23 protein-coding genes and 1 pseudogene are annotated in these 24,261 nt (G+C 47.1%); 13 read left to right on the plus strand and 11 right to left on the minus strand.

Translation table 11 applies throughout. The annotated features are described in order from the left end of the window. Positions 1–93: 93 nt before the first annotated feature. Genes M3090_RS01865 through nusB form a run of 5 tightly spaced genes read right to left on the minus strand, consistent with a single transcriptional unit; the run spans position 94 to position 3,488 of the window. Positions 94–522: a DUF5606 domain-containing protein gene (locus tag M3090_RS01865; protein WP_249053707.1), complete on the minus strand. Its 429-nt coding sequence runs from the start codon at positions 520–522 to the stop codon at positions 94–96. 54 nt (positions 523–576) lie between these two features. Then, positions 577–1,167, minus strand: a complete 591-nt coding sequence (gene coaE / locus M3090_RS01870) for a dephospho-CoA kinase (RefSeq protein ID WP_249053708.1) — start codon at positions 1,165–1,167, stop codon at positions 577–579. After that, entirely contained in the window at positions 1,157–2,170 is a 1,014-nt protein-coding gene (locus tag M3090_RS01875) for a YbbR-like domain-containing protein (RefSeq protein ID WP_249053709.1), read from the minus strand. Before M3090_RS01875 ends, coaE begins: the two co-directional genes overlap by 11 nt. 17 nt (positions 2,171–2,187) lie before the next feature. After that, positions 2,188–2,523 carry a preprotein translocase subunit YajC gene (gene yajC, locus M3090_RS01880; RefSeq protein ID WP_249053710.1) on the minus strand — a complete coding sequence of 112 codons (336 nt, stop codon included), beginning with the start codon at positions 2,521–2,523 and terminating at the stop codon, positions 2,188–2,190. A gap of 38 nt (positions 2,524–2,561) precedes the next feature. Further along, on the minus strand, positions 2,562–3,488 hold the full coding sequence (nusB, locus tag M3090_RS01885) for a transcription antitermination factor NusB (protein WP_249053711.1): 927 nt from the start codon (positions 3,486–3,488) through the stop codon (positions 2,562–2,564). 178 nt (positions 3,489–3,666) lie between these two features. On the opposite strand from nusB, the gene M3090_RS01890 reads away from it, so the two are divergent. The 5 genes from M3090_RS01890 to M3090_RS01910 all read left to right on the plus strand — a co-directional run bounded on the left by M3090_RS01890 (position 3,667) and on the right by M3090_RS01910 (position 6,962). After that, entirely contained in the window at positions 3,667–4,050 is a 384-nt protein-coding gene (locus M3090_RS01890; RefSeq protein ID WP_249053712.1) for a DUF3276 family protein, read from the plus strand. A gap of 141 nt (positions 4,051–4,191) precedes the next feature. Further along, entirely contained in the window at positions 4,192–4,788 is a 597-nt protein-coding gene (locus M3090_RS01895) for a 50S ribosomal protein L25/general stress protein Ctc (protein ID WP_249053713.1), read from the plus strand. A gap of 92 nt (positions 4,789–4,880) precedes the next feature. After that, on the plus strand, positions 4,881–5,447 hold the full coding sequence (gene pth, locus M3090_RS01900) for an aminoacyl-tRNA hydrolase (protein ID WP_249053714.1): 567 nt from the start codon (positions 4,881–4,883) through the stop codon (positions 5,445–5,447). A gap of 13 nt (positions 5,448–5,460) precedes the next feature. Beyond that, entirely contained in the window at positions 5,461–5,880 is a 420-nt protein-coding gene (locus tag M3090_RS01905) for an RNA-binding S4 domain-containing protein (RefSeq protein ID WP_249053715.1), read from the plus strand. 95 nt (positions 5,881–5,975) lie between these two features. Continuing rightward, positions 5,976–6,962: a Gfo/Idh/MocA family protein gene (locus M3090_RS01910; RefSeq protein WP_249053716.1), complete on the plus strand. Its 987-nt coding sequence runs from the start codon at positions 5,976–5,978 to the stop codon at positions 6,960–6,962. Positions 6,963–6,980: 18 nt separating this feature from the next. Here M3090_RS01910 and M3090_RS01915 read toward each other — a convergent pair whose 3' ends face one another. Further along, positions 6,981–9,245 carry a cation:proton antiporter gene (locus M3090_RS01915; RefSeq protein WP_249053717.1) on the minus strand — a complete coding sequence of 755 codons (2,265 nt, stop codon included), beginning with the start codon at positions 9,243–9,245 and terminating at the stop codon, positions 6,981–6,983. 311 nt (positions 9,246–9,556) lie between these two features. On the opposite strand from M3090_RS01915, the gene M3090_RS01920 reads away from it, so the two are divergent. The 7 genes and pseudogenes from M3090_RS01920 to M3090_RS01950 all read left to right on the plus strand — a co-directional run bounded on the left by M3090_RS01920 (position 9,557) and on the right by M3090_RS01950 (position 17,179). Next, on the plus strand, positions 9,557–10,405 hold the full coding sequence (locus M3090_RS01920; RefSeq protein ID WP_249053718.1) for a DUF3737 family protein: 849 nt from the start codon (positions 9,557–9,559) through the stop codon (positions 10,403–10,405). Positions 10,406–11,107: 702 nt separating this feature from the next. Further along, positions 11,108–11,643: pseudogene (locus M3090_RS01925) on the plus strand (DUF418 domain-containing protein). Between the two features lie 810 nt (positions 11,644–12,453). Beyond that, positions 12,454–12,870: a methylmalonyl-CoA epimerase gene (gene mce / locus M3090_RS01930; protein WP_249053719.1), complete on the plus strand. Its 417-nt coding sequence runs from the start codon at positions 12,454–12,456 to the stop codon at positions 12,868–12,870. Between the two features lie 67 nt (positions 12,871–12,937). Continuing rightward, positions 12,938–14,491 carry an acyl-CoA carboxylase subunit beta gene (locus M3090_RS01935; RefSeq protein ID WP_249053720.1) on the plus strand — a complete coding sequence of 518 codons (1,554 nt, stop codon included), beginning with the start codon at positions 12,938–12,940 and terminating at the stop codon, positions 14,489–14,491. Positions 14,492–14,515: 24 nt separating this feature from the next. Beyond that, complete coding sequence (locus tag M3090_RS01940) at positions 14,516–15,457, plus strand: OadG family transporter subunit (protein WP_249053721.1); 942 nt, start codon at positions 14,516–14,518, stop codon at positions 15,455–15,457. A gap of 118 nt (positions 15,458–15,575) precedes the next feature. Then, positions 15,576–16,016: an acetyl-CoA carboxylase biotin carboxyl carrier protein gene (locus tag M3090_RS01945; protein WP_249053722.1), complete on the plus strand. Its 441-nt coding sequence runs from the start codon at positions 15,576–15,578 to the stop codon at positions 16,014–16,016. 2 nt (positions 16,017–16,018) lie between these two features. Beyond that, positions 16,019–17,179, plus strand: a complete 1,161-nt coding sequence (locus M3090_RS01950; RefSeq protein ID WP_249053723.1) for a sodium ion-translocating decarboxylase subunit beta — start codon at positions 16,019–16,021, stop codon at positions 17,177–17,179. A gap of 429 nt (positions 17,180–17,608) precedes the next feature. Here the strand turns inward: M3090_RS01950 and M3090_RS01955 are convergent, their stop codons facing one another. Next, positions 17,609–18,613 carry a class II fructose-bisphosphate aldolase gene (locus M3090_RS01955; protein ID WP_249053724.1) on the minus strand — a complete coding sequence of 335 codons (1,005 nt, stop codon included), beginning with the start codon at positions 18,611–18,613 and terminating at the stop codon, positions 17,609–17,611. A 91-nt stretch (positions 18,614–18,704) separates the two neighbouring features. Next, positions 18,705–19,700, minus strand: coding sequence for an endonuclease/exonuclease/phosphatase family protein (locus M3090_RS01960; RefSeq protein WP_249053818.1), 996 nt, complete (start codon positions 19,698–19,700; stop codon positions 18,705–18,707). A 210-nt stretch (positions 19,701–19,910) separates the two neighbouring features. On the opposite strand from M3090_RS01960, the gene M3090_RS01965 reads away from it, so the two are divergent. Then, complete coding sequence (locus M3090_RS01965) at positions 19,911–20,165, plus strand: type B 50S ribosomal protein L31 (protein WP_249053725.1); 255 nt, start codon at positions 19,911–19,913, stop codon at positions 20,163–20,165. Positions 20,166–20,231: 66 nt separating this feature from the next. On the opposite strand, the gene M3090_RS01970 is transcribed toward M3090_RS01965, so the two are convergent. The 3 genes from M3090_RS01970 to pepT form a co-directional block, all read right to left on the minus strand. Further along, positions 20,232–21,794 carry a hypothetical protein gene (locus M3090_RS01970; protein WP_249053726.1) on the minus strand — a complete coding sequence of 521 codons (1,563 nt, stop codon included), beginning with the start codon at positions 21,792–21,794 and terminating at the stop codon, positions 20,232–20,234. 78 nt (positions 21,795–21,872) lie between these two features. Then, complete coding sequence (gene gcvT / locus M3090_RS01975; protein ID WP_249053727.1) at positions 21,873–22,964, minus strand: glycine cleavage system aminomethyltransferase GcvT; 1,092 nt, start codon at positions 22,962–22,964, stop codon at positions 21,873–21,875. 38 nt (positions 22,965–23,002) lie between these two features. Then, the gene (pepT, locus tag M3090_RS01980) at positions 23,003–24,226 is read right to left on the minus strand and encodes a peptidase T (protein ID WP_249053728.1); all 1,224 of its coding nucleotides are present in this window, start codon (positions 24,224–24,226) and stop codon (positions 23,003–23,005) included. Positions 24,227–24,261: the final 35 nt, after the last annotated feature.

A 24,261-nucleotide genomic window follows, 5' to 3' on the forward strand; every position in this document is an offset into this window, starting at 1 on the left:
AAAACATTCTTGTCCACTTTCTTCGTTCAGAAACAAAAAAAGGAGAACATGCTTTTTGTCATATTCTCCTTTAACAATTCATACATTCTGTTATTACTTTTCCTCTTCAGCGTTTTCTTCGGCTACAGTTTCTTCCTCAAAATCTGTCATTCCACTGTTCACCAACAGATTATACCAAGAAATCAATTTCTTTACATCCGATGCATGCACACGGTCTCTATCAAACCCCGGCAAAACTTCAGCTAAATAAGCAAACAATTCATCGCTCGATGCCTTTTTTAAATCCAATGCTACAACAGCCCCATCCTCTTTCTTTTTCATGGCAGTAAGCACTTCGCTTAGCGGGACATCGTCCTCTTCTGTATAGATAGCAATATCGCCCAATGAAACTATTTTTTCATTACCATAAGCAGGGAAACGTTTCTTATCTGCCAATGCTTCCACGATCAACATATTTTTTCCACGGGATACAAGCTTATACAGCCCCGGTTTACCAGAGATAGACAAAATAGTCTTCAACATAATATATTCTGTTTGATAATTATTAAATAGATATTTCTCAGGCAACAAAGGTAATTAATGATTTTGGGATAAGGAAGAAATCAGTGCCAAAACCTGCGGAATTAAAGGACTTTTGCCATCATTGACCAATATATAATCAGCCAAGTGAATTTTATCTTCATCATTCATCTGACTACGTACACGTTCTTCAACTCGTTTATGAGAAATAGCATCACGCCTAACCGCACGTTCAATACGCATTTCAGTAGGAGCATATACCATAACGACATAATCCACCTCATTTTCAAAACCCGCTTCATACAAAATGGCAGATTCTATCCCCACAAAGCCAATAGGTTCATGAGCTTTCACCCAAATCCTAAAATCGTCGCGTACTCGCGGATGGACAATAGCATTTACTTTCTGCGCATTCTCTGGAGCAGCAAAAAGATAAGAAGTCAAAAGCATTTTATTCAACTGTCCTTCCCGATAAACGTCCTTACCCAACAAGCAACACAAGCTAGTCTGTATATTCTCATCTGTAAGCATCAGACGCTTCGCCTCTACATCAGATATATAAACAGGAATCCCCATTAGTGTCAACAAATGAGAGACTACACTCTTACCACTTCCTATTCCGCCCGTAATTCCTATCTTAATAGCCATTCGTAGACAATTGTTCTATTAAAAAATCAACCTGTTCTGGATTAATACGTACGTGGCTTACCCCTTGAGGAATACTCTGTAACCTTACCGTATATTTATTAGTTCCTAGACGCTGCAACTCTTCATACGAAACATCAATATGAAAATCATCTGCCGTTATCTCACGAAAACGACTAACCCCCACTTGAAATGTAATCTGAACTTTGGAAGGAAACGCTCGCAATGTTTTGCCAATAGGAAAATCTACACCTTGCAAAGGAACTTCAACCGTTTTTTCAGTATAAATGTCCACGGGCAATACCATCTGAATAGAAGAAGGAACCAATTTCACTCCATGTTGAGACTGCAACAATAATTGTTGATGTACTGTATCCGAAACGTTCTTTAAGGTAATATATTGAGTATAAGCTGCATCAATAGTATCTAACATAAATGCAGGAGCATAAGCAATTACAGAATCTGGCTTAAAGAGAGTATCTGAAAAAAAATACTGACGATCTGTTTTCAGACTTCCATTCAAACGTACTGGTATCCGTTTAGATACTCCTGTTGAGTATATATATTCTAATGTATCCGGATCAATTGATAACAATTGTGTAGAAGCTTTCATTTGCCCCATCACTTCATTCATAAATCGAGACGAAGGAACTTTCACATGGCTATCTTCATTTAGATATTCAGTAAAATCTATTGTAACAGGATAAAAACTTTTCCCTAACATATAATTAAGCAATACCGTTCCTTTGTCCTTTACTCTAATATGCAACTTTGAAGAAGGTTCCGAAGTCAAGATAATATTATCTGGGACTTTACGCAACCTAACTGGTACGGAAAACTCAGTTTCATAATCATTATTCAATGTCTGTAATAACCAAAATCCACCGGCTACCAAGAAAAAAAATAAAAAAATAAAGAACTCCCTGCTCTTTTCGCTTAACAAGAAGTCCTTTATTTGTTTACTAATTTTCAAATAAACTTGCTCTATGTTCTCTACATCGAACATATACTTACCCAATTCTGTTATTTACCAGCCTGAGAACTATTAGCATCCGCAGCCGCGGCAAAAATAGAATTTTTATCAATACGAATCTTCACATTCGAAGCTATCTCCAAAACAACATCAGTATCATTAATTTCTTTTATAATACCATGTATGCCGCCAGCAGTAATAACCTTCTGATTCACTTGAAGTGATTTACGGAAATTTGCTATTTCCTTTTGTTTCTTGTTTTGAGGACGAATCATAAAAAAATACATGATGACAAACATGGCTATCAAAAAAATCCACATTAAACCACCACCCGTTGCTCCGCCAGCAGGAGCTGCCTGCATAAAATAAGCTGTCATAAGATTCATAAAAATTCAGGTTTTAATGTTTATACTTGGCAAAAGTATCAGTTTTTCGTCAACTTACCTTCTTTTTTTAATTGATTAACAATTCCATCCAAAGTTCCATTCACAAAACTACCACTTTTAGGAGTACTATAAATCTTTGCAATATCTACATACTCATTCAATGATACACTAACTGGAATATTGGGAAAACTTAATATCTCCGCCAAAGCACACTGCATTATCACTACATCCATGAAAGCCACACGATCTAAATCCCAATTACGTGTATTTTCACTGATAAGATGACGATAATAATCACTATTCAGAATAGTACGACGGAAAAGACGACGTGCGAACTCCTGATCCTCATCATCTTTAAATTCTGGCAACAATTGTTGATTAGCTCCATTTCTTTCATCAAAACGTTTAATAGTTTTCATGACAAATGTATCAATAATGTATTTGTCATCATTCCAATATAAACTTTGATCCTCCAACAGAACATCTAAATCTTCATTATTGTAGATAAATGTTTTATAAAGTTTTCTCCACAATTCACGGTCATTTTCGTATGAAGAAACCGTAGATGACATATATTCCTTATATATATCTGATACTATAATTTGTTCATATAATCCTTTAACAAAATCTTCGTCATTATTCCACGAACGTTTCTGGTTTGTAGAAAAATTAGCCAATTGCTTATTCACCTCCAATTGAGCAACGAATTTATTTTCCACAAATTTCATATTAGGAGACAGTTCTTCTGGAGTTGGTGCTAATTTTGATTTTGCAGCATCAATTCTTTTTTGTGCATAATTAGTCACAGCCACTATCAACAGCAACAAATAGTTATAAAGATCGTATGCTTTGGATAAACTAAAAAACAATTCTTTTTCTGAAGCATCTATATTTTTACCACCATTCTGATAATACGCATATACAATCTGTATTATCTTAAGACGAATAAGAACTCTGTTTATCATAACTTAAATCAAAAAGGTAATACTATTTCTAATCGGGGTGCAAAAGTAGCTATTTTTAATGAGTCTGCATAAACAAATCATATTTTTTTCAAGGAACGAAGCATTATCCTCCACTTTTCTTTTGACAGTTAAAAAAAAATCATCAAATTTGAAGCCAATTTTTAAATTAAACACAAATATGGAAGATTCAAAAAAGAGGAACAGTGATGCTAGCGGCAAAGATATCATATTCTCGCAATCGGTAAAAGCCGGTAAACGTATCTATTACTTTGACGTCAAAAAGAACAGAAAAGATGAAATGTTTCTCGCTATCACCGAAAGTAAGAAAATTGTAACAGAAGAAGGAGAAAATTCACAAATCAGCTTTGAAAAACATAAGATTTTTCTATACCAAGAAGATTTCGATAAATTTTTAAGCAGCTTACATAACAGCATCGAATTTATTACAACAAAAAAATGCATCCCAAATGCTAAAGATGAAAATGATGCTACAACAGATAAAGAAGAAGCAGAAGGAGTCCCCTTACTTGCCCATACAATAAACGTAGATCTTGATTTTTAACCACAACTATTTGGATATTCCAAAAAGAAGGCGTAATTTTGCCCCGCTTTTTACAGCATCAGACAGTAGATAACTGGTATCGTGTGATGGTGAATTAAGCAAAGAATCACTTAATTTAGAGTAACACAAAAAAAGTAGAAAATGAAATCAATTGAAATTAAAGGAACTGCAAGAACCATTGCAACACGTTCTTCTGAACAAGCAAAAGCATTAAAGACTATTCGTAAAAACAATGGTGTACCCTGTGTATTATACGGAGGTGGAGAGAATATTCACTTCACAGTGCCCGTTGAAGGTCTACGCAACTTAGTTTACACGCCACATATTTATGTAGTGGATCTGATTATAGATGGAAAGAAATACAACGCCATCATGAAAGATATCCAATTCCATCCTGTAAAAGACAATATACTACATGTAGACTTCTACCAGATTGATGAAAGTAAGCCTATCATTATGGAAGTCCCTGTTCAAATGGAAGGTTTAGCAGAAGGTGTAAAAGCAGGTGGTAAATTGGCACTACAAATACGTAAACTAAAAGTTAAAGCTTTATATAATGTCATCCCCGAAAGGTTGGTAATTAATGTATCACACCTAGGCTTAGGTAAAACTATAAAAGTAGGTGAATTACACTACGAAGGCCTAGAATTGATGAATGCTAAAGAAGCAGTTGTATGTGCAGTGAAGTTGACTCGTGCAGCAAGAGGTGCTGCAGCGGCTGCTGCTTCAAACAATTAATCTAAACAAAATTAGACTAAGAACATAAAATCTGTACGCGGATTATCGCATCTCTGCGCTAATCCGCGTATTTTTTAACAATCTTCCTATCTATGAAATATCTGATTACAGGTTTGGGCAATATCGGACCCGAATATCATGAAACGCGTCATAACATTGGATTTATGGCTGTTGATGCTTTAGCGCAAGCTCAAGGAGTAGATTTTGTTGATGGAAGATACGGATTCACATCTCGTTTTACCCTGAAAGGACGTCAAATAATATTATTGAAGCCATCAACTTACATGAATTTAAGTGGGAATGCAGTACGCTATTGGATACAAAAAGAAAACATTCCCTTGGAAAACTTATTAGTGATAGTAGATGACATTGCACTGCCTTTCGGTACACTTCGCCTCAAAGGAAAAGGAAGTGATGCTGGACATAATGGCTTAAAACACATAGCTACTACATTGAACACTCAAGAATATGCCCGATTGCGCTTCGGTATAGGAAATGATTTTCCACGAGGAGGACAAATAGATTATGTATTGGGACATTTCACAGAAGATGAATATAAACAAATTCCTGAAAGGTTAGAAAAGGTCGGAGAAATTATCAAAAGCTTCTGCCTGGCAGGATTAGATTTTACAATGAATCAATTCAATCATAAAAAGTAACACTCTCATAGCAATGAGTGAAGCAAGGATAGACAAATGGATGTGGGCTGCCCGCATCTTCAAGACACGAAGCATCGCAGCCGAAGCTTGCAAAAAAGGACGTATCAGCATCAATGGAGCACAAGCCAAAGCAGCCCGTACAGTAAAATCAGGAGACATCATACAAGTTCGCAAACCTCCTATTACTTATTCTTTTAAAGTCCTACAACCCATAGAAAAACGTGTAGGTGCCAAATTATTACCGGAAGTAATGGAAAATGTCACTACACCAGATCAATACGAACTATTGGAGATAAGTCGTGTCACTGGATTTATCAATCGAGCTAAAGGAACTGGCAGGCCGACAAAAAAAGACCGACGTGAATTGGATGAATTTACTACACCAGAATATTGGGATTTCGATTTTGACATGGAAGATGACGATGAAGAGTAGAACTTTTTATCCATTGAAAGAGAAGAATAGCGAGCTATCATAATTCAATTGTAGCATAAATATAAACGCCAATCGACAACATTGCTATCCAGATCATGAGTAAGAAAATTATCAAATGGGGCTTTATCGGCTGCGGCGAAGTAACCAAATACAAAAGTGGCCCAGCTTTTCAAAAGATAGAAAATTCAGAAGTGGTAGCCGTAATGAGCAGAAATGGTGAAAAAGCTCAAAAATATGCGCAAGAACGTGGAATACCTCATTGGTACGACGATGCACAAGAGCTGATAGACGACCCAGAAGTCAACGCTATCTATATCGCCACTCCACCTTCATCACATGCCACGTATGCCATCATGTCCATGAAAGCAGGTAAACCGGTATATATTGAAAAACCAATGGCCGTCACTTATGAAGAATGCTGTCGTATCAATCGAATTTCGCACGAGACCGGAGTTCCTTGTTTTGTAGCTTACTATCGCCGCTACTTGCCTTATTTCAAGAAAGTAAAAGATTTAATAGCCGAAGGGGCCATAGGTAATGTCATTAACATTCAAATACGTTTTGCACAACCGCCACGTAACCTAGACTATAACCGCGAAAATCTACCATGGCGTGTGCAGCCTGATATAGCCGGCGGAGGTTATTTTTACGACTTAGCTCCACATCAATTAGATTTATTGCAAGAAATCTTTGGTTGTATTCTTGAAGCAAGTGGCTATAAAAGCAATCGCGGAGGACTATATGCGGCAGAGGATACATTGAGTGCGTGCTTCCAATTTGAGAATGGGCTTGTTGGCAGTGGCTCCTGGTGTTTTGTGGCACACGATTCTGCCCGAGAGGATCGCATCGAGGTCATTGGTGACAAAGGAATGCTTTGCTTCTCAGTCTTCACTTATGAACCAATTGCCCTGCATACGGAGAAAGGTCGGGAAGAAATTTGTGTAGAAAATCCAACTTATGTACAACAGCCTCTCATACAAACCGTCGTAGATCATTTGTTAGGTAAATCAATCTGCACCTGTAACGGAGAAAGCGCCACATTAACGAACTGGGTTATGGATAAAATTCTGGGAAAAATTTAATTTAGAAACATTGCCCTATCAATCCTCTTCATACTCCGATTGCCCAGCTAAACGATATACATCTTTACTTTCTCCTACAATCCAGACAATGTCACCTTCCAAGAATGGTTCCTTGGGATCGGGAGCACGCAACACATTCTCTTCACGTTCCACGCCTACCACCAGGCAATGAAACTTGTCACGTATACCAGCATCTCTGATTGTTTTTCCCAGGAAAGGAGAATCCTCATCGATACGGAACTGACGCAGGATTGTTTCACTTTTTTCCACTACATCATTATCCATTACACTAGCCTGATCCATAGCCTTCCCAAAGACATTTAATTCAGCATCTGTAGCTATTACCTGAATTTTATCTTCCGGGAAAAGACGAACAGAAGCCCCCGGAATATTAATACGCTTCTTGCCTCGCAATATAGACACCACATGAACACCATATTGCTTGCCGAGATTCAAATCGGCCAATGTCTTACCAGCCCACAAAGACTCGCCAGGAATCACATAATCAGCCAAATGCAGATCTTTTGACAATAAGCGACCTGCATATTGAGGTTTCTTCTCTCCCAAATATTCTGCCTGAATATCACGAGAACGCAAGTTCTGGAAAAAACGACGTTCGATAAGGATAGATTGCCTCTTCAACTGGCGAGATAGTATCATCAGCACAACCAACAAAAAAGCGATGCCCAAAACCAGACCGACCGAGACCTGGAAAAGCCCGGAGATGACAAACATCAGGAAGCCAACGGCCAGCAGTACACGCAGCACGATGGTGGCCACCAGCGGCGCGCGGTTACTCCGATCTGCTTTCCACAGCGTGGCAAATTCCACCGAGTGGTTCTTCTTAATCATAATGGCCCGCAAGAATGGTGACAAGCACAAGATGATTAGCACAGCAGCAAGCAGCGAACCCCAAATGCCCGGCAAACTCTCACGGCACAAAGGCACCAGAAAGCGGAAAGCCAAAGCTACCACAGCCACACACACAATGGAGTAAACAAGCGTGATGCGTAGTAATGCCACAATCAGTTTTTTCCACAAACTCTCATGATTAACCGTATGTGAACCTGAAGCGTAACGTGACAAAAAATTCCTCCAACGTTCTGGCAAATGAGCATCAACATAATTAGAAGCAGGTTCGGCAAAACGAATCATATAAGGGGTCAAAAAAGTAGTAATCACGGATACAGCTACCACGATTGGATAGAGGAACTGCCCAGTTACGTGCAAGGACACGCCTAAAGAGGCAATGATAAAAGCAAATTCACCAATCTGAGTCAAGCTGAAACCACACTGCATGGCTGTTTTCAATGGCTGACCGGCTAACAGGACACCCAACGTGCCAAACAATGCCTGCCCCATGATGACTGCCAACGTTATGACCAAGATAGGCACGGCATAATCCGCAATCATTGACGGGTCTACCATCATACCTACGGAAACAAAGAAAATGGCACCAAACAAATCTTTGACCGGCATTACCAAACGTTCAATACGTTCCGCATCAATCGTTTCGGCCAGAATAGACCCCATGATAAAAGCACCAAAGGCTGCCGAGAAACCTGTTTTTGCTGCCAATACGACCATGCCAAAACATAAAGCCAATGCTACGATAAGCAAGGTTTCGTCGCTCATCAGTTTACGGCATTTTCTCAAGAAAAGAGGGATAACATAAATTCCTACTACGAACCACAATATAAGGAAGAACAACAGTTTAGCTACGCTTTCCAACATTTGCGTTCCTTCGAAGTTATGACGCACAGCCATGGTAGACAACATCACCATGAGGACGATGGCCAAAATATCTTCCAGAATCAATATGCTAAGCACCAAACTGGTAAATTGCTTTTTGCGTAAGCCCAAGTCGTCGAACGCTTTATAAATAATGGTTGTGGACGACATGGCTATCATGCCACCCAAAAACAAGCTGTCCATCTGGCTCCATCCGAAAGCAGAGCCGACCCCTATTCCCAACATTATCATGCAAAAGATAACGGTACATGCAGCTATCACTGCCGGACCGCCGACCTTGACTATTTTTTTAAAGCTGAACTCCAGTCCAAGGGCAAACAAAAGGAAGATGACGCCGATGTCTGCCCAGACCTTCACGCTGGCCTGTTCCATCACCGAGGGAGTGAAAGGCATGTGCGGGCTGGCCAGAAAACCGGCTACAACGTAGCCCAATACTAACGGTTGTTTCAGCTTTTTAAACACCAAGGTCATAATGCCTGCACAAATCAAAATAAGTGCAAGATCGGATATAAGAGGGGCTAAATCTGACATAATGTTTCTCTTCTAAGACTTTCAGACGACAAAGATACGCAAAAACTCCATATTTTAAGAAAAAAGAAAGAAATATTATCATCTATTCTATCCACCTCACACATCATCCACACGCGCATCCTTTTCTGCTCAGTCCGGAAAAACTTTGCAGCCAGGCGAGTCATCCCCCCACCATGTCAGAAAAGACATTGCCCGGGCGAAGTCGCATTTTCTGTAATCGTGGTCACTGCATCCGTAATTTGTCTACATGCAGAATGGGGCAAAAGTCGTATCTTTGCGCCAGAAGAAACAAGATTAAACATTATATAGATATGCAACTGATTAAAGACCAAGAATTCGGCGGCGAACGCCCGTTGTTCGCCACTCACGACTTACACCTGGACAACGTTACGATCCTGACCGGCGAATCGGCCATCAAAGAGTGCAGCAACATCGTGGCCACCAACTGCCGCTTTGAGGGCAATTATCCGTTCTGGCACGTACACGGTTTCACCATCGACCATTGCTACTTTGCTGTGGGAGGTCGTTCGGCCTTGTGGTATTCAGACCATTTGGTCATGAAAGATACGGTGATAGACGCTCCGAAGATGTTCCGCGAGATGAACGACATCGAGATAGAAAATGTACAGATGAATGATGCAGACGAAGTGTTCTGGCGCTGCGACCGCATCCACATCAAGAACCTGAAACTGCACGACGGCACCTACCCGTTCATGTTCAGCAACAACATCTACGTGGACGGCCTGGAGAGTGACAGCAAGTACGTCTTCCAGTATGTGAAGAACGTGGAGATTCACAACGCCAAGATAACCACCAAAGACGCCTTCTGGGAGGTGGAGAATGTCACTATCTACGACTCCGAGCTGAACGGCGAATACCTGGGCTGGCACTCGAAAAACCTGCGCCTGGTCAATTGCCACATCTCCGGTGAACAACCGCTGTGCTATGCCCACGACCTGGTGCTGGAGAACTGTACCTTCGACCCGTCGTGCGACCGTGCCTTCGAGTACAGCACCTTGCAGGCCGACATCCGCGGTGCCATCGCCAACATCAAGAACCCCACGTCGGGTCATATCGTGGCAGACAGCATCGGTTCCGTCACTTTAGACGAAAATATCAAAGCACCTGCCAATTGCCTCATCGAAGAACGAAACAAGTAACCCGCGATGAAGCATACTGACAACCTTGCCCCCGTAAAGTCTTCCGAGCGATACATCATCCTCGACGCTTTACGGGGGTTCGCTTTGCTGGGCATCTGCATGGCCAACTTCCCGGAGTTTTCGCTCTACACGTTTCTGAAAGCTGAAGTGGCAGCGGCATTTCCGTCTGCCGGCATGGACTCCATAACCCGCTACCTGCTTTACGTGTTTGTAGACGGAAAGTTTTATACGCTTTTCTCACTGCTGTTCGGCATCGGTTTTTCCATCATCATCTCCAACGCAGCCCGGAAAGGTGCCAACGGCTTCCGCATCTTCTACCGGCGCATGTTCCTGCTGGCCTGCATCGGCTTTCTGCATCTGATGTTCATCTGGAGCGGAGACATCCTGATGCTCTACGCCCTGTTGGGGATGCTGCTTCCCTTGTTTCGCCACGCCTCGGACCGGACGTTGCTCGTGTGGGCTGCCGCCCTGCTTCTCATACCTGTCGGGATAGACTTGGCCTGCGAACTTTGCAGCGTCTACCCTGCACAACCGGTGGTCAGTCTCCAACAATATTATTGTGCCCGATACGGCATCACAAGCGACAACTTCGCCTATTGGCTGCGCGATGCGCAAGACTACCAAGCCGTCTTCCAGTTTCTCATACAAGGAGCCTTGGTGCGCGTTCAGGAATTTATCGACGGCAACCGTTATTTCAAAGTGATGGGACTCTTCCTCATAGGCTTCTACATCGGTCGCCGGAAGATATATGCTTCCCTGGAAGAACGCAAAGAATGGCTTCAAGGGTTATGCCGCTACGGCTTGCTCATCGGGCTTCCACTGTCGCTGGTTTATGCCTGGAGTTGCCAGAATGGCCATCCGTGGGGGCTGACTGTCCACAGCCTGCTCTACCTGGTCAGCGTCTATCCCACAGGCTTTGCCTACGCGGCAGGTCTTTGCCTACTCTACCTCCGGTGGAAAAAGGGCGCGCTCTGGCAACCGCTTGCTGCCCCCGGCCGCATGGCCTTGACATGCTACATCGGCCAGTCCGTCATCGCATGTTCCTGTTCTACGGCATCGGCCTGGGATGGGGCGCCGGCATCGGTTTGCTCCAGACAGAAGGCATCGTGCTGGGCGTATACCTCTTCCAGATGCTGTTCTGCCTGGGATGGCTCAAATTCTTCCGATTCGGGCCTCTGGAGTGGATTTGGCGCATGCTGACGTACGGACGGTGGTTCTCTCCATTTCGTGAAAAATAACAACATATAGAACAACAGTTTGTTTAAAACTATCACCCATTTCCTTTACCGCCACAGACAGGCTCCTGCACCACTCCTTCTCCTCCGTTAACATATAATAAAAATAGCGGAGGAGAAGCGAAGGTGTAGCGAAGGTGAAGCGAAGGTATAGCGAAGGTAAAGCAAATTTTAAGGAAAAATAAAGCCATTTCTTTGAAAGATCAGCACTTAAAAGAGCCCAGAATACGTCTCAAATGTCCAAATTCATCTACGAGGCTTAAAACAAGTCGAAGGGGCATAGCAAGCGTTTTGCCCCGTTTTTATCGCTACGGAACAAACATTAAGTAAGCTATTTTCAGCACCTATTTATTACAAATATTTTCACAACACCCAAAGCAAGTACAGATAATGCAGATTCATAAGGGTCTGCTTAAAATTCATTGCCACAGCCATCCCGAGCGTTGTTCTTCCCCGACAAACAGGGGAAAGCAAAAGGAGGTCTCGAGGAATCCCACTCAACACATGAGAAGTATCAGGCAGATGTTTCGACTCCGCTTCGCTCTTCTCAACATGACAGAAAAACGATTTTTAAGCGCCAGACTTTAATGAATTATCCGTGAAAATTCCCTTCATCTGTAGCATCTGCGGTTCAAATGCTCAGACAAAATCCGCTCGTCTGTTCTTTATGTGCAGCTTTACACTTTATATGCACTCTTCCGATAAATTAATTGCCGATTTATTTCTTTATTTTGCAAGAAATGCCTTTCTTTGTAGGACTTTACACCCTTATCATCCTTATGGATAAAGGGAAAACAAATTAAACTTACCAATATGAAGATTTCGCACATCGAACACCTGGGCATTGCCGTTACGAGCATTGAAGAAGCCCTCCCCTATTACGAAAACGTACTGGGGCTGAAATGTTACAACATTGAAACAGTAGAAGACCAAAAAGTCCGGACCGCCTTCCTGAAAGTAGGCGAAGTGAAAATCGAACTCCTCGAACCGACGTCGCCGGAAAGCACCATCGCCAAGTTCATCGAAAAGAACGGCGGCAAGGGTGGCATGCACCACTTGGCTTTTGCCATTGAAGACGGAGTGGCCAACGCCTTGGCATATGCCGAAGAAAAAGGCGTACGCCTTATCGACAAAGCTCCCCGCAAAGGCGCCGAAGGCCTGAACATCGCCTTCCTGCACCCGAAATCGACGCTGGGCGTGCTGACCGAACTCTGCGAGAAGCCCGAATAAACACGGCTCTCCGCCCGGAGAGTGAATCTACTAAAACAGAAGCAAATCATAAAAACATATATTAAAGATGAGTAATCAACTGGAAAAAATAAAAGAACTCATTGACCGCCGCGCGGCAGCACGCCTGGGCGGTGGCGAGAAAGCTATTGCCAAGCAACACGATAAGGGTAAATACACGGCACGCGAACGCATAGCCATGTTGCTGGACGAAGGCAGCTTCGAAGAAATGGACATGTTCGTGGAACACCGCTGCACCAACTTCGGCATGGAAAAGAAGCACTATCCCGGCGACGGCGTAGTGACTGGCTGCGGCACCATCGACGGGCGACTGGTCTATATCTTCGCACAAGACTTCACCGTATCGGCCGGCTCACTGTCCGAGACCATGTCACTGAAGATTTGCCACATCATGGACAAAGCCATGAAGATGGGGGCACCGGTCATCGGCCTGAACGACTCGGGCGGCGCCCGTATCCAAGAAGGCATCAACGCCTTGGCTGGCTATGCCGAAATCTTCCAGCGCAACATCCTGGCTTCGGGCGTCATTCCGCAGATTTCCGGTATCTTCGGACCGTGTGCGGGCGGTGCCGTTTATTCTCCGGCCTTGACGGACTTCACGCTGATGATGGAAGGCACGTCCTACATGTTCCTGACCGGGCCGAAGGTGGTAAAGACCGTGACCGGCGAGGACGTGACGCAAGAAAACCTGGGTGGTGCCAGCGTACATTCAAGCAAGTCTGGTGTGACCCACTTTACAGCCTCTACCGAAGAAGACGCCCTCAAGCTCATCCGCAAACTGTTGAGCTACATCCCCCAGAACAACCTGGAAGAGCCTCCCTATATAGATTGCACCGACCCCATCGACCGTCTGGAAGATTCGTTGAATGAAATCATCCCGGACAATCCCAACAAGCCTTACGATATGTATGAAGTCATCGGAGCCATCATCGACAACGGTGAGTTCCTGGAAGTGCAGAAAGACTATGCCAAGAACATCATCATTGGCTTTGCACGCTTCAACGGCCAGTCGGTGGGCATCGTAGCCAACCAGCCCAAATACCTGGCCGGTGTATTGGACAGCAATGCTTCGCGCAAGGGTGCCCGCTTTGTCCGCTTCTGCGATGCGTTCAACATCCCCATCGTTTCGCTGGTAGACGTTCCCGGTTTCCTGCCCGGCACAGGCCAGGAGTACAACGGCGTCATCCTGCACGGTGCCAAGCTGCTGTATGCCTACGGCGAAGCCACCGTGCCCAAGGTAACGGTAACACTGCGCAAGTCCTACGGCGGCTCGCACATCGTGATGAGTTGTAAGCAACTGCGTGGCGACATGAACTACGCATGGCCCACGGCCGAAATTGCCGTAATGGGTGGAGCCGGTGCCGTAGAAGTACTCTATGCCCGCGAAGCCAAGGAGCATGAGAACCCTGCCCAGTTCCTGGCCGAAAAGGAAGCCGAATACACCAAGCTGTTCGCCAACCCGTACAATGCGGCCAAGTATGGCTACATCGACGACGTCATCGAACCGCGCAACACACGTTTCCGCATCATCCGTGCCCTGCAACAGTTGCAGACCAAGAAACTGACGAACCCGGCCAAGAAGCACGGTAATATTCCTCTTTAAACAAACTTTAAACAGATGATTACGATGAAAAAGTTTCATACAGGAATATTCTTCTCCCTGCTGCTGACGCTGGGGCTTTTCTCTTCGTGCAAACAAGATTCGGAGAGTAAGCTGCTGCTGAACGAGGTGCTGGTGGATAACAAGACTAACTTCCAGGACGACTACGGCGTGCACAGCGCATGGATTGAGATATTCAACAAATCGTACGGCACGGCCGACCTGGCCGGATGCTACCTGAAGCACAGCAGCCAGGCGGGCGACACGGCCGTGTACTTCATCCCCAAAGGGGACGTGCAGACCAAAGTGGCCCCGCGCCAACACGCGCTGTTCTGGGCTGACAACAAGCCCAACCGGGGCACATTCCACACCAACTTCCTGCTGGAAGCTGACAAGGAGAACTGGATTGGCCTATACGACTCGGGCCGCAAGCTGCTGGACCAGATTACCATCCCGGCCGGACTGCTGAAAGCGGACTATTCGTATGCCCGCGTAGACGATGCGGCTGCCGAATGGGAAGTGAAAGACGAATCTCCTGAGAAGTATGTGACGCCCAGCACCAACAACAAGACGCTGGACAAGAATGTGAAGATGGAGAAGTTCCAACTACACGACAGCGTGGGCATCGGCATGTCGGTCACGGCCATGCTCGTAGTGTTTGTGGGGCTTATCCTGCTGTACATCTCCTTCAAATTCATCGGCAAGGCATCGGTGCGGCTGCGCACGACGCGTGCCATGAAGGCCAAAGGCATCACCGACCGCGAGGTGGCCAAGGAGAAAATGCTGGGACATGCGCCGGGCGAAGTGTATGCAGCCATCGCCATGGCTTTGCACGAGATGCAGAGCGACGTGCATGACGTAGAGGAGACGGTGCTCACCATCACCCGCGTCAAGCGGAGCTACTCGCCGTGGAGTTCGAAGATCTACACGCTGCGTGAGACACCGCAACATACACCGCATAAGAAATAAAAAAAGAGACAAGTTGACGAGTTGACGAGTTGACAAGTTGACGAGGGAACGAGTCAATCAGGATACGGGTCGACGGGTCTCGACAAGGGTAAACAACTTATTAAACAGATAGCTAACAATGAAAGAGTATAAATACAAAATCAACGGCAATGTGTACAAGGTGACCGTTGGAAACGTAGAGGGGAACATTGCCGAAGTAGAAGTGAACGGCACCCGTTACAAGGTAGAGATGGAGAAGGCTCCGGAACCGAAGCCGGTGGTTGTGAAACCCGTGGTGCGCCAGGCGGCCACCACACCGGCGCCACAGGCCACGCAGGTGTCGAAGCCGGCGGCTGCGTCGGCGGGTAAGTCGGGCGTGAAATCACCGCTGCCGGGCGTCATCCTGGAAATCAAGGTAAACGTGGGCGACGAGGTGAAGAAGGGCCAAACGGTGGTCATCCTGGAGGCCATGAAGATGGAGAACAGCATCAACGCCGACCGCGACGGCAAAGTGTCGGCCATCAATGTCAAGCAGGGCGACTCCGTGCTTGAAGGTACTGACCTTGTAATCCTTGAATAGTTATGGGAGAGTTCATTGATTTCTTAGGAAACAACCTGGCCGACTTCTGGACCTACACGGGCTTTGCCAATGCCACCGTGGGGCATCTCATCATGCTGGTGGTGGGCCTGTTTTTCATCTACTTGGCCATTGCCAAGGAGTTTGAACCCATGTTGCTGATTCCCATCGGGTTCGGCATCCTGGTCGGCAACATCCCCTTCAACATGGACGCCGGTCTGCAGGTCGGCATCTACGAGCAAGGGTCTGTACTGAACATCTTGTACCAGGGCGTCACGTCCGGCTGGTACCCGCCGCTCATCTTCCTGGGCATCGGGGCGATGACGGACTTCTCGGCGCTCATCTCCAACCCGAAGCTGATGCTGATAGGGGCGGCTGCCCAGTTCGGCATCTTCGGGGCCTACATGATTGCGCTGGCCATCGGGTTCGACCCGATGCAGGCGGGTGCCATCGGCATCATCGGCGGGGCCGACGGCCCGACGGCCATCTTCCTGTCGTCCAAGCTGGCGCCGAACCTGATGGGTGCCATCGCCGTGTCGGCCTACTCGTACATGGCGCTGGTGCCGGTCATCCAGCCCCCCATCATGCGCCTGCTGACGACGAAGAAGGAACGCCTCATCCGCATGAAGCCGCCGCGCGTGGTGTCGCACACGGAGAAGGTCATCTTCCCCATCGTGGGTTTATTGCTGACGTGCTTCCTGGTGCCGTCCGGCCTGCCGCTGCTGGGCATGCTGTTCTTCGGCAACCTGCTAAAAGAGAGCGGCGTGACGCGCCGTCTGGCCAACACTGCCAGCGGCCCGCTTATCGACACCATCACCATCCTGCTGGGTCTGACAGTGGGCGCCTCGACGCAGGCTTCCGAGTTCCTGACCGTAAACTCGGTGCTGATATTCGTCTTGGGCGCACTGTCCTTCTTCATCGCCACCGCCTCGGGCGTGCTGTTCGTGAAGATATTCAACCTCTTCCTGAAGAAAGGCAACAAGATTAACCCGCTCATCGGCAACGCAGGCGTGTCGGCCGTGCCCGACTCGGCCCGCATCTCGCAGATTGTCGGCTTGGAATACGACCCGACCAACTACCTGCTGATGCACGCCATGGGTCCGAACGTGGCCGGCGTCATCGGCTCGGCCATCGCCGCAGGTATCCTGCTGGGCTTCCTCCTCTAAAGGAGCAGGGCAGACACTTTTGATTAGACCACCGCGAGGGGCGCGACCTGGAGAAATCCGGGTGCGCCCCTCGATTTTTTTTCGCCCGCTTGTTTGGAAATAGCCTTACCTTGTCGCTCGAAAAGGTAAACCAAGCACCGTCACCTGGGTAGATGACCGATGACAGACGTGGTCACTAGCAAAGATAGACCGAAGTACCTCCGCTTGGAAGAGCAAGGTGAACAAACAAGCCACCGGACAACCCCTGCCCGACACCGGCAGCACCGATGACGGCGACGACAGCGGACAGGGCACCTTTGGCTGAGCCATCCGCCCCCTTCCCCACGTCCTCGCAGGAACGCGGGGAAACAAAAAGGGGCCGCCTCTCACGAAGCGGCCCCTTCAAGCAAAGTCATGCATTAAGTATGATAAAAAATAAACATCGATGGGTTATTTAGCCAACTTGCCGTTCGAACCCAGCACGTTGATGATTTTGTGCTTGTACAGCTTCTCCATCTCATCGCGGGCCGGACCCAGATACTTGCGCGGGTCGAACTCAGCCGGCTTCTCGGCAAACACCTTGCGAACGGCAGCCGTCATAGCCAGACGCGAGTCAGAGTCGATGTTAATCTTGCAAACGGCACTCTTGGCAGCCTTACGCAGCTCGTCCTCGGGGATACCGATAGCAGCCTCCAGCTTGCCGCCGTACTGGTTGATCATGTCCACATACTCCTGAGGAACAGAAGAAGAACCGTGCAGCACGATGGGGAATCCCGGAAGTTTCTCCATCACAGCATCCAACACGTCAAATGCCAAAGGAGGAGGAACCAGACGGCCCGTAGCGGGGTCAACGTGGCACTGCTCGGGTTTGAACTTGTAAGCACCGTGCGACGTACCGATAGAGATAGCCAAGCTGTCACAACCCGTACGCGTAGCAAAATCGATAACCTCCTCAGGATTTGTATAAGTATGGTGCTCGGCAGAAACCTCGTCCTCAACGCCGGCCAACACGCCCAGCTCGCCCTCAACAGTCACATCATACTGATGAGCATACTCAACCACCTTCTTCGTCAGAGCCACATTCTCCTCATAAGGCAGGTGAGAACCGTCAATCATCACCGAAGAAAAGCCCATGTCCACGCAAGACTTGCACAGCTCGAAGCTGTCGCCGTGGTCCAGATGCAGGACGATTTCCGGATGTTCACAACCCAGTTCCTTGGCATACTGAACGGCACCCTCGGCCATGTAGCGCAGCAACGTCTGGTTGGCATAGTTGCGGGCGCCTTTGGACACCTGCAGGATAACCGGGCTCTTCTCCTCAGAAGAAGCCTTGATGATAGCCTGCAACTGCTCCATGTTGTTGAAGTTGAAAGCCGGAATGGCATATCCACCCTTGATTGCACGCGCAAACATCTCTCTGGTGTTTACGAGGCCTAATTCTTTGTAATTAACCATGTTGTTTTAAAATTTATTGTTAGTGAATCAAAATTCTATGCAAAAGTAAACATTCTCCTTCAAATACGGAAAAGGCAGAAGCAATAATTTACTAATGTTTACGCAAATAAACGATGGTAGGCAAGTGGTCACTGTATCCGTTCAGCCACTTGCGCCCGCCATGCGTCCGCAAAGGATAGCCCTCATACTTATCGTCATGCTGGAACAGATAGTCCGGACGAAAGACTTCATTGCCATCATAAAGCAAGCCCCCCTGCCCCTCCAGCAGTGGGCGTGTCAGCACAATCTGGTCGAACAGATTCCACTTGCCACGATAGCACAACGTCCCTATCCCGTCATCCTCCAGCGTCTTCCACCAAGGATTATAAAACTCCTGCTCGCCCACCTGCTCCCTGTCCTTGCGGGCACCCAGCACCTGCAAACTCTCATCCATCGGGTCATCATTCAAGTCACCCATGACAATCAGCTTCAAATGCCGGTCCTCGCGGAACAACGAATCCTTCAAAGCCTTTACCTGGCGGGCAGCATGAATACGATATTCCTCACCGCTGCCACGCGAAGGCCAGTGGTTGACAATAAGACACAGGCGCTCACCGGCCAAGCTACCGTCCACCACCAGGAAGCCACGGGTCAAATCAGTGGTATCGCCCTCAAAAGGAGCGGAATAAACCAGCTTAGAGTGCTTTACCTGAAATTGGAGCGAGTCATACAACAGAGCACAATCAATGCCCCGCTCATCCGGTCCCTCATAATGCACATATCTATATTGAGAAAGTGCCGGTTGCTTCAGCAAGTCATCCAAGACTCGCTTGTTCTCCACTTCCGCCACGCCAATGCATGCCGGGCCTTGCGTCACCTTTCCGCGCGAAAGTTCAGACAATACATGAGCCAAGTTCTTCAACTTTGCCTCGTATTTTGTCGTGTTCCAAGCATACCGTCCGTCAGGCAAAAAATCATAATCATTCTTCCCGTCATCGTGAATCGTGTCAAACAGGTTCTCCAAATTATAAAATGCCACGCTATACAGCTCAGACTTACGCTTCCCGCATCCCTGTGCAAGCAACAGATAAACACAGAGAGCAAGCATCGACAATCTCAAAAGGTACTTTCTTTTCATAACCAAACAATCTTAATCGGGTGCAAAAGTCAGAAATTAAATGGGATAAACCTATTTTTAGGAGAACTTTTTTCTTTATTCAAAAGAAATGCCTTATCTTTGCCCCCCGAAATCAAAGACCATTACACTACTTTATTACCAAAAGTAACCGCATAGTAAAACTAAAAAAGAAAATAGGAAATGAAAAAAGGTATCCATCCTGAGAATTATCGTCCGGTAGTATTCAAAGATATGTCCAACGGCGACATGTTTTTGTCACGCTCTACTTGCAACACGAAAGAGACCATTGAGTTCGAAGGCGAAACTTATCCGCTGATTAAACTCGAAATCTCCAGCTCTTCACATCCGTTCTACACAGGTAAGTCTAAACTGGTAGACACAGCCGGTCGCGTAGATAAGTTCATGAGCCGCTACGCCAAGAGCACAAAGAAATAAATTCAAACAAATCTTTCAAGGGGCTGTCATCCATAAAAGAAGACAGCCCCTTTTCTTTGTCCACACTTAAGGATGGTCAAGCACTTGTATGTCGGCTTCACTCACGCCATAGTCCGCCGGCACATATATCTTCCCTTTATTGGGGAAAGGCATGAATTGCCCGCTGCCCAGCAAATCATATACGACAGGAGTGAATGAGCCTCCTTTCCGGCTACGGAACATCCACACACAAAAATCGCCGTGCAGCGCATAGCCTAATTCCACTTGTCCGTCGTCATTTCCTTCGAACTCGTAACTGAACACATTCAGGCCGTTTCCTTTAAATCCAAAACGGAGTTTGGCCCGCAACTCATCAGTCAGGTCTATCTCGAGGAAATTCTGCAACGGCGATGCTACAACTGCTCCCAGCACATACCATTGTGAACCCGAATCGTCCAGCCGGTTCCACATCAATCCGTCTGCTGCCTTACCACGAAGACGTTGCAAAAGGGTCAAATCATACGGAGAAAGATTGTGTAAACCGTCGACCACACAGTTCACGAACGAAAATTTATCCGCAATGTCCCAACCCACCATGCCGGGCGAGTAATCCAGGAGCTTGTAGTCCTTGTTTCTCAATGTAAAAGTAGAATTGGAAATTTTCACACGCAAATTGGGACTATTGGCTCCGGCATGCAAAAAGCAAGTACCGAAGTCGTTCAGATATGAATACGAAATCTGCTGGTCGAGCAACAAGTCGGGGCTGAAATTATCATCCACCACGATGCCACGGTCCATCGTATCGTAATAAACCTGATTGAACACGAAGAAACCTCCAGTAGAAATACGGATACCTACCGTTTCTTTAAAGTTCTCTCCGTCTGCCCGTACAGTTCCTCCGGTAGTATTCATGGCCAGAAGATGCACGTTATTTAAGATATGCCCCGCAGACTTGGTTACGATGGCTTCTTTGGTACCATAAATAAAGGTGTCGGAAATCTTACAGTCGCAGCAGGATTTATCGATATAGATGCCATAGACATCATCGTTCGACGATATGCCTTGTATGGTCACGTTGTCTATCTTGGTGTCCGAGCTGCCTGTCCCGCCCGGTTCGGGCAGATGGATACGTATGTGGGTATTCCGTCCCCGGACCAAGCTCATGTTACGGATTTGTACCAACTGCTTTCTCCCGTCTATCAGGATGCCGTTATCTGCGTTGTAGCAGTCCAGAATACCTCCTTCGATGTACGAAAAACGCCTGTGCGTGACATCTACGAAATAAACCTCCGAGTAGCCGACTTTGATAAGGGCATCCAGATGGGTATCAGATTTCAGCAGGGCATTCTTGTCAAATGCCAGGTTCACATTCTTCGTATAGTCCATAGGCAGCACAATCGGTTCGGTCAAGTTGTATGTTCCGGCCGGGAAGAATACGGTTTTGCCATACGATTGCTTTATCAGGCGGTTCAGCTCAGGGCCGATAGGTGTCCCGTCGTTCCGGATACCATGGCCGACGGCAGAAATAATTCCGGCAAGTTCTGCTGATTGCTCTGTCGTGTTTGTGTATTGCCTGAGCTGCTGCTTATCCTGTCCATAAGCCGGACAAAGGAGAAAGAAGCCGAACAGGAAACAGATAGTTTGTTTCATCAGATGGATGTTTCAGGATTGAATAAAAAACCTCCTTAGCTGCTTCTGCAAGGAAAGCAAGATAAGGAGGTGTAACACTTATTTAGCTGTGCGGAAAGGCGGCTTCACCACTTGCGCTTTCAGCTTGCGGCCGCGCACGTCAATGCAGATTTCCGTCCCCGGCTTGGAATACTCCGGTTTGACATAACCCATTCCGATGCCAATCTTACGCATGGGCGACATGGTGCCCGAAGTGACCGTGCCGATGGCATTTCCTTCGGCATCGCAAAGGCCATAGCCATGACGTGGGATGCCGCGGTCTATCATCTCGAATCCCACCAATTTGCGGGTAACACCTTCGCGCTTCTGCTGCTCCAGCATGGGGCGGTTGATGAAATTCTTTCCTTCCACAAACTTGGTAATCCAGCCCAAACCGGCCTCGATGGGCGAAGTGGTATCATCCAAATCGTTGCCGTACAGGCAGAAGCCCATCTCCAAGCGGAGCGTGTCGCGGGCACCCAGCCCGACGGGTTTAATGCCAAATTCGGCACCTGCCTCGAAGACGGCATCCCAAATCTTCAAGGCAGCTTCGGGATAGAAATACAGTTCGAAACCTCCGGCACCGGTATAGCCCGTGTTGGAAATGATGACATCCGGCTCGCCGGCAAATTCGCCGTGCGTAAAGTGATAGTAAGGAATGGCCGAAAGGTCAATGGAAGTCAGTTTTTGCAATGCTTTAATAGCCAATGGGCCTTGCACGGCCAACTGTGCCATGCGTTCGGAGGCATTCTCCAGCTCGGCTCCTTCGGTGTTATGAGCCACGCACCAATTCCAGTCTTTCTCTATATTGGCTGCATTCACTACCAACAGATACTTTTCCGGTTCGTATTGATAGACCAGCAAGTCATCTACGATGCCTCCTGTTTCGTTGGGAAAGCAAGTGTATTGCACCTTGCCCGGCACCAAAGCCGCCACGTCGTTAGAGGTCACTTTCTGTAAAAAAGGTAGGGCTTTCGGGCCTTTTACCCAGAACTCGCCCATGTGGGAAACATCAAACACGCCGACGGCGTGGCACACGGTCAGGTGTTCGTCAATGATGCCGGAATACTCGATAGGCATGTTATAGCCGGCAAACTCGTGCATCTTTGCGCCCAACGCAATATGCTTCTCTGTAAATGGAGTCGTTTTCATTCGATTATGGTTTTGATTAAGGGTTTATAGCACAACGTTCAACGGGCTGCGGTCAGCTCGGCAATCTTCACAATCACGTTCATGGCTTTCTCCATGCTCTGAATGGGCACGAACTCGTAACGCCCGTGAAAATTCAGTCCCCCGGCAAAGATGTTGGGGCAGGGCAAGCCCTTGAACGAGAGCTGCGCACCGTCCGTCCCCCCGCGTATGGCCTTCACGTGCGGCTCTACACCGGCCGCTTTCATGGCTTCGAAAGCGATGTCGATGACGTGCATGACCGGTTCTATCTGCTGGCGCATGTTGTAATACTGGTCCTTGAGTTCCAACGTGACCACTTGCTCGCCATATTCCGCGTTAACGAGGTCGGCCAGACGCTGCATTTCGGCCTTGCGGGCTTCGAAACGCACACGGTCGTGGTCGCGAATGATATAAGAGACGGTGGTTCGTTCCACATCGCCGCTCACGCCTATCAGGTGATAGAAGCCCTCGTAACCGTCGGTATGTTCAGGCGTTTCGCTGTCAGGCAGGAAAGACATGAAACGGTTGGCCACACGCAACGAATTTATCATCTTGTTCTTGGCATAGCCGGGATGCACATTGCGACCCTTGAACAGCAATTTTGCCGAAGCGGCATTGAAGTTCTCAAACTCCAGCTCACCCACTTCACCGCCATCCATCGTATAGGCCCAATCGCAAGCAAACTTCTCCACGTCAAACTTATGAGCCCCCAAGCCGATTTCTTCGTCAGGATTGAAACCGATGCGTATCTTGCCATGCTTTATTTCAGGATGCTGTTGCAGGTAAACGACGGCCGAAACAATCTCGGCAATGCCAGCCTTGTCGTCAGCCCCCAACAGCGTCTTGCCGTCGGTCACAATCAAGTCTTCACCCACATGAGCCAGCAGCTCCGGGAACTGGGCGGGAGACAGTACGATGTTTTCATCCGCACACAGCGTAATGTCCCCACCGTCATAATTCCGCACGATGCGGGGCGAAACGCCCTTGCCACTCATGTCCGGACTGGTGTCCATGTGGGCAATAAAGCCGACCACGGGCACTTCCTCGTCTGTATTGGCTGGCAAAGTGGCAAAAAGATAACCGTTGTCATCCAGCGTCACCTCCTGAAGTCCCAACGACTCCAATTCATCTTTCAAATACCTGGCAAATACCATCTGCCCCGGCGTACTGGGTGTCACGCCGGTTTCTTCGCTTGACTGCGTGTCGAAGCTCACGTACTTCAAAAATCGTTCTAACAATGTCATACTAAACAAATATTTACTTTCTTAAATAAAGGACG

It is taken from the genome of Bacteroides sp. ET71 (genome assembly GCF_023336905.1).
In the GTDB taxonomy this organism is placed as follows: Bacteria; Bacteroidota; Bacteroidia; order Bacteroidales; family Bacteroidaceae; genus Bacteroides.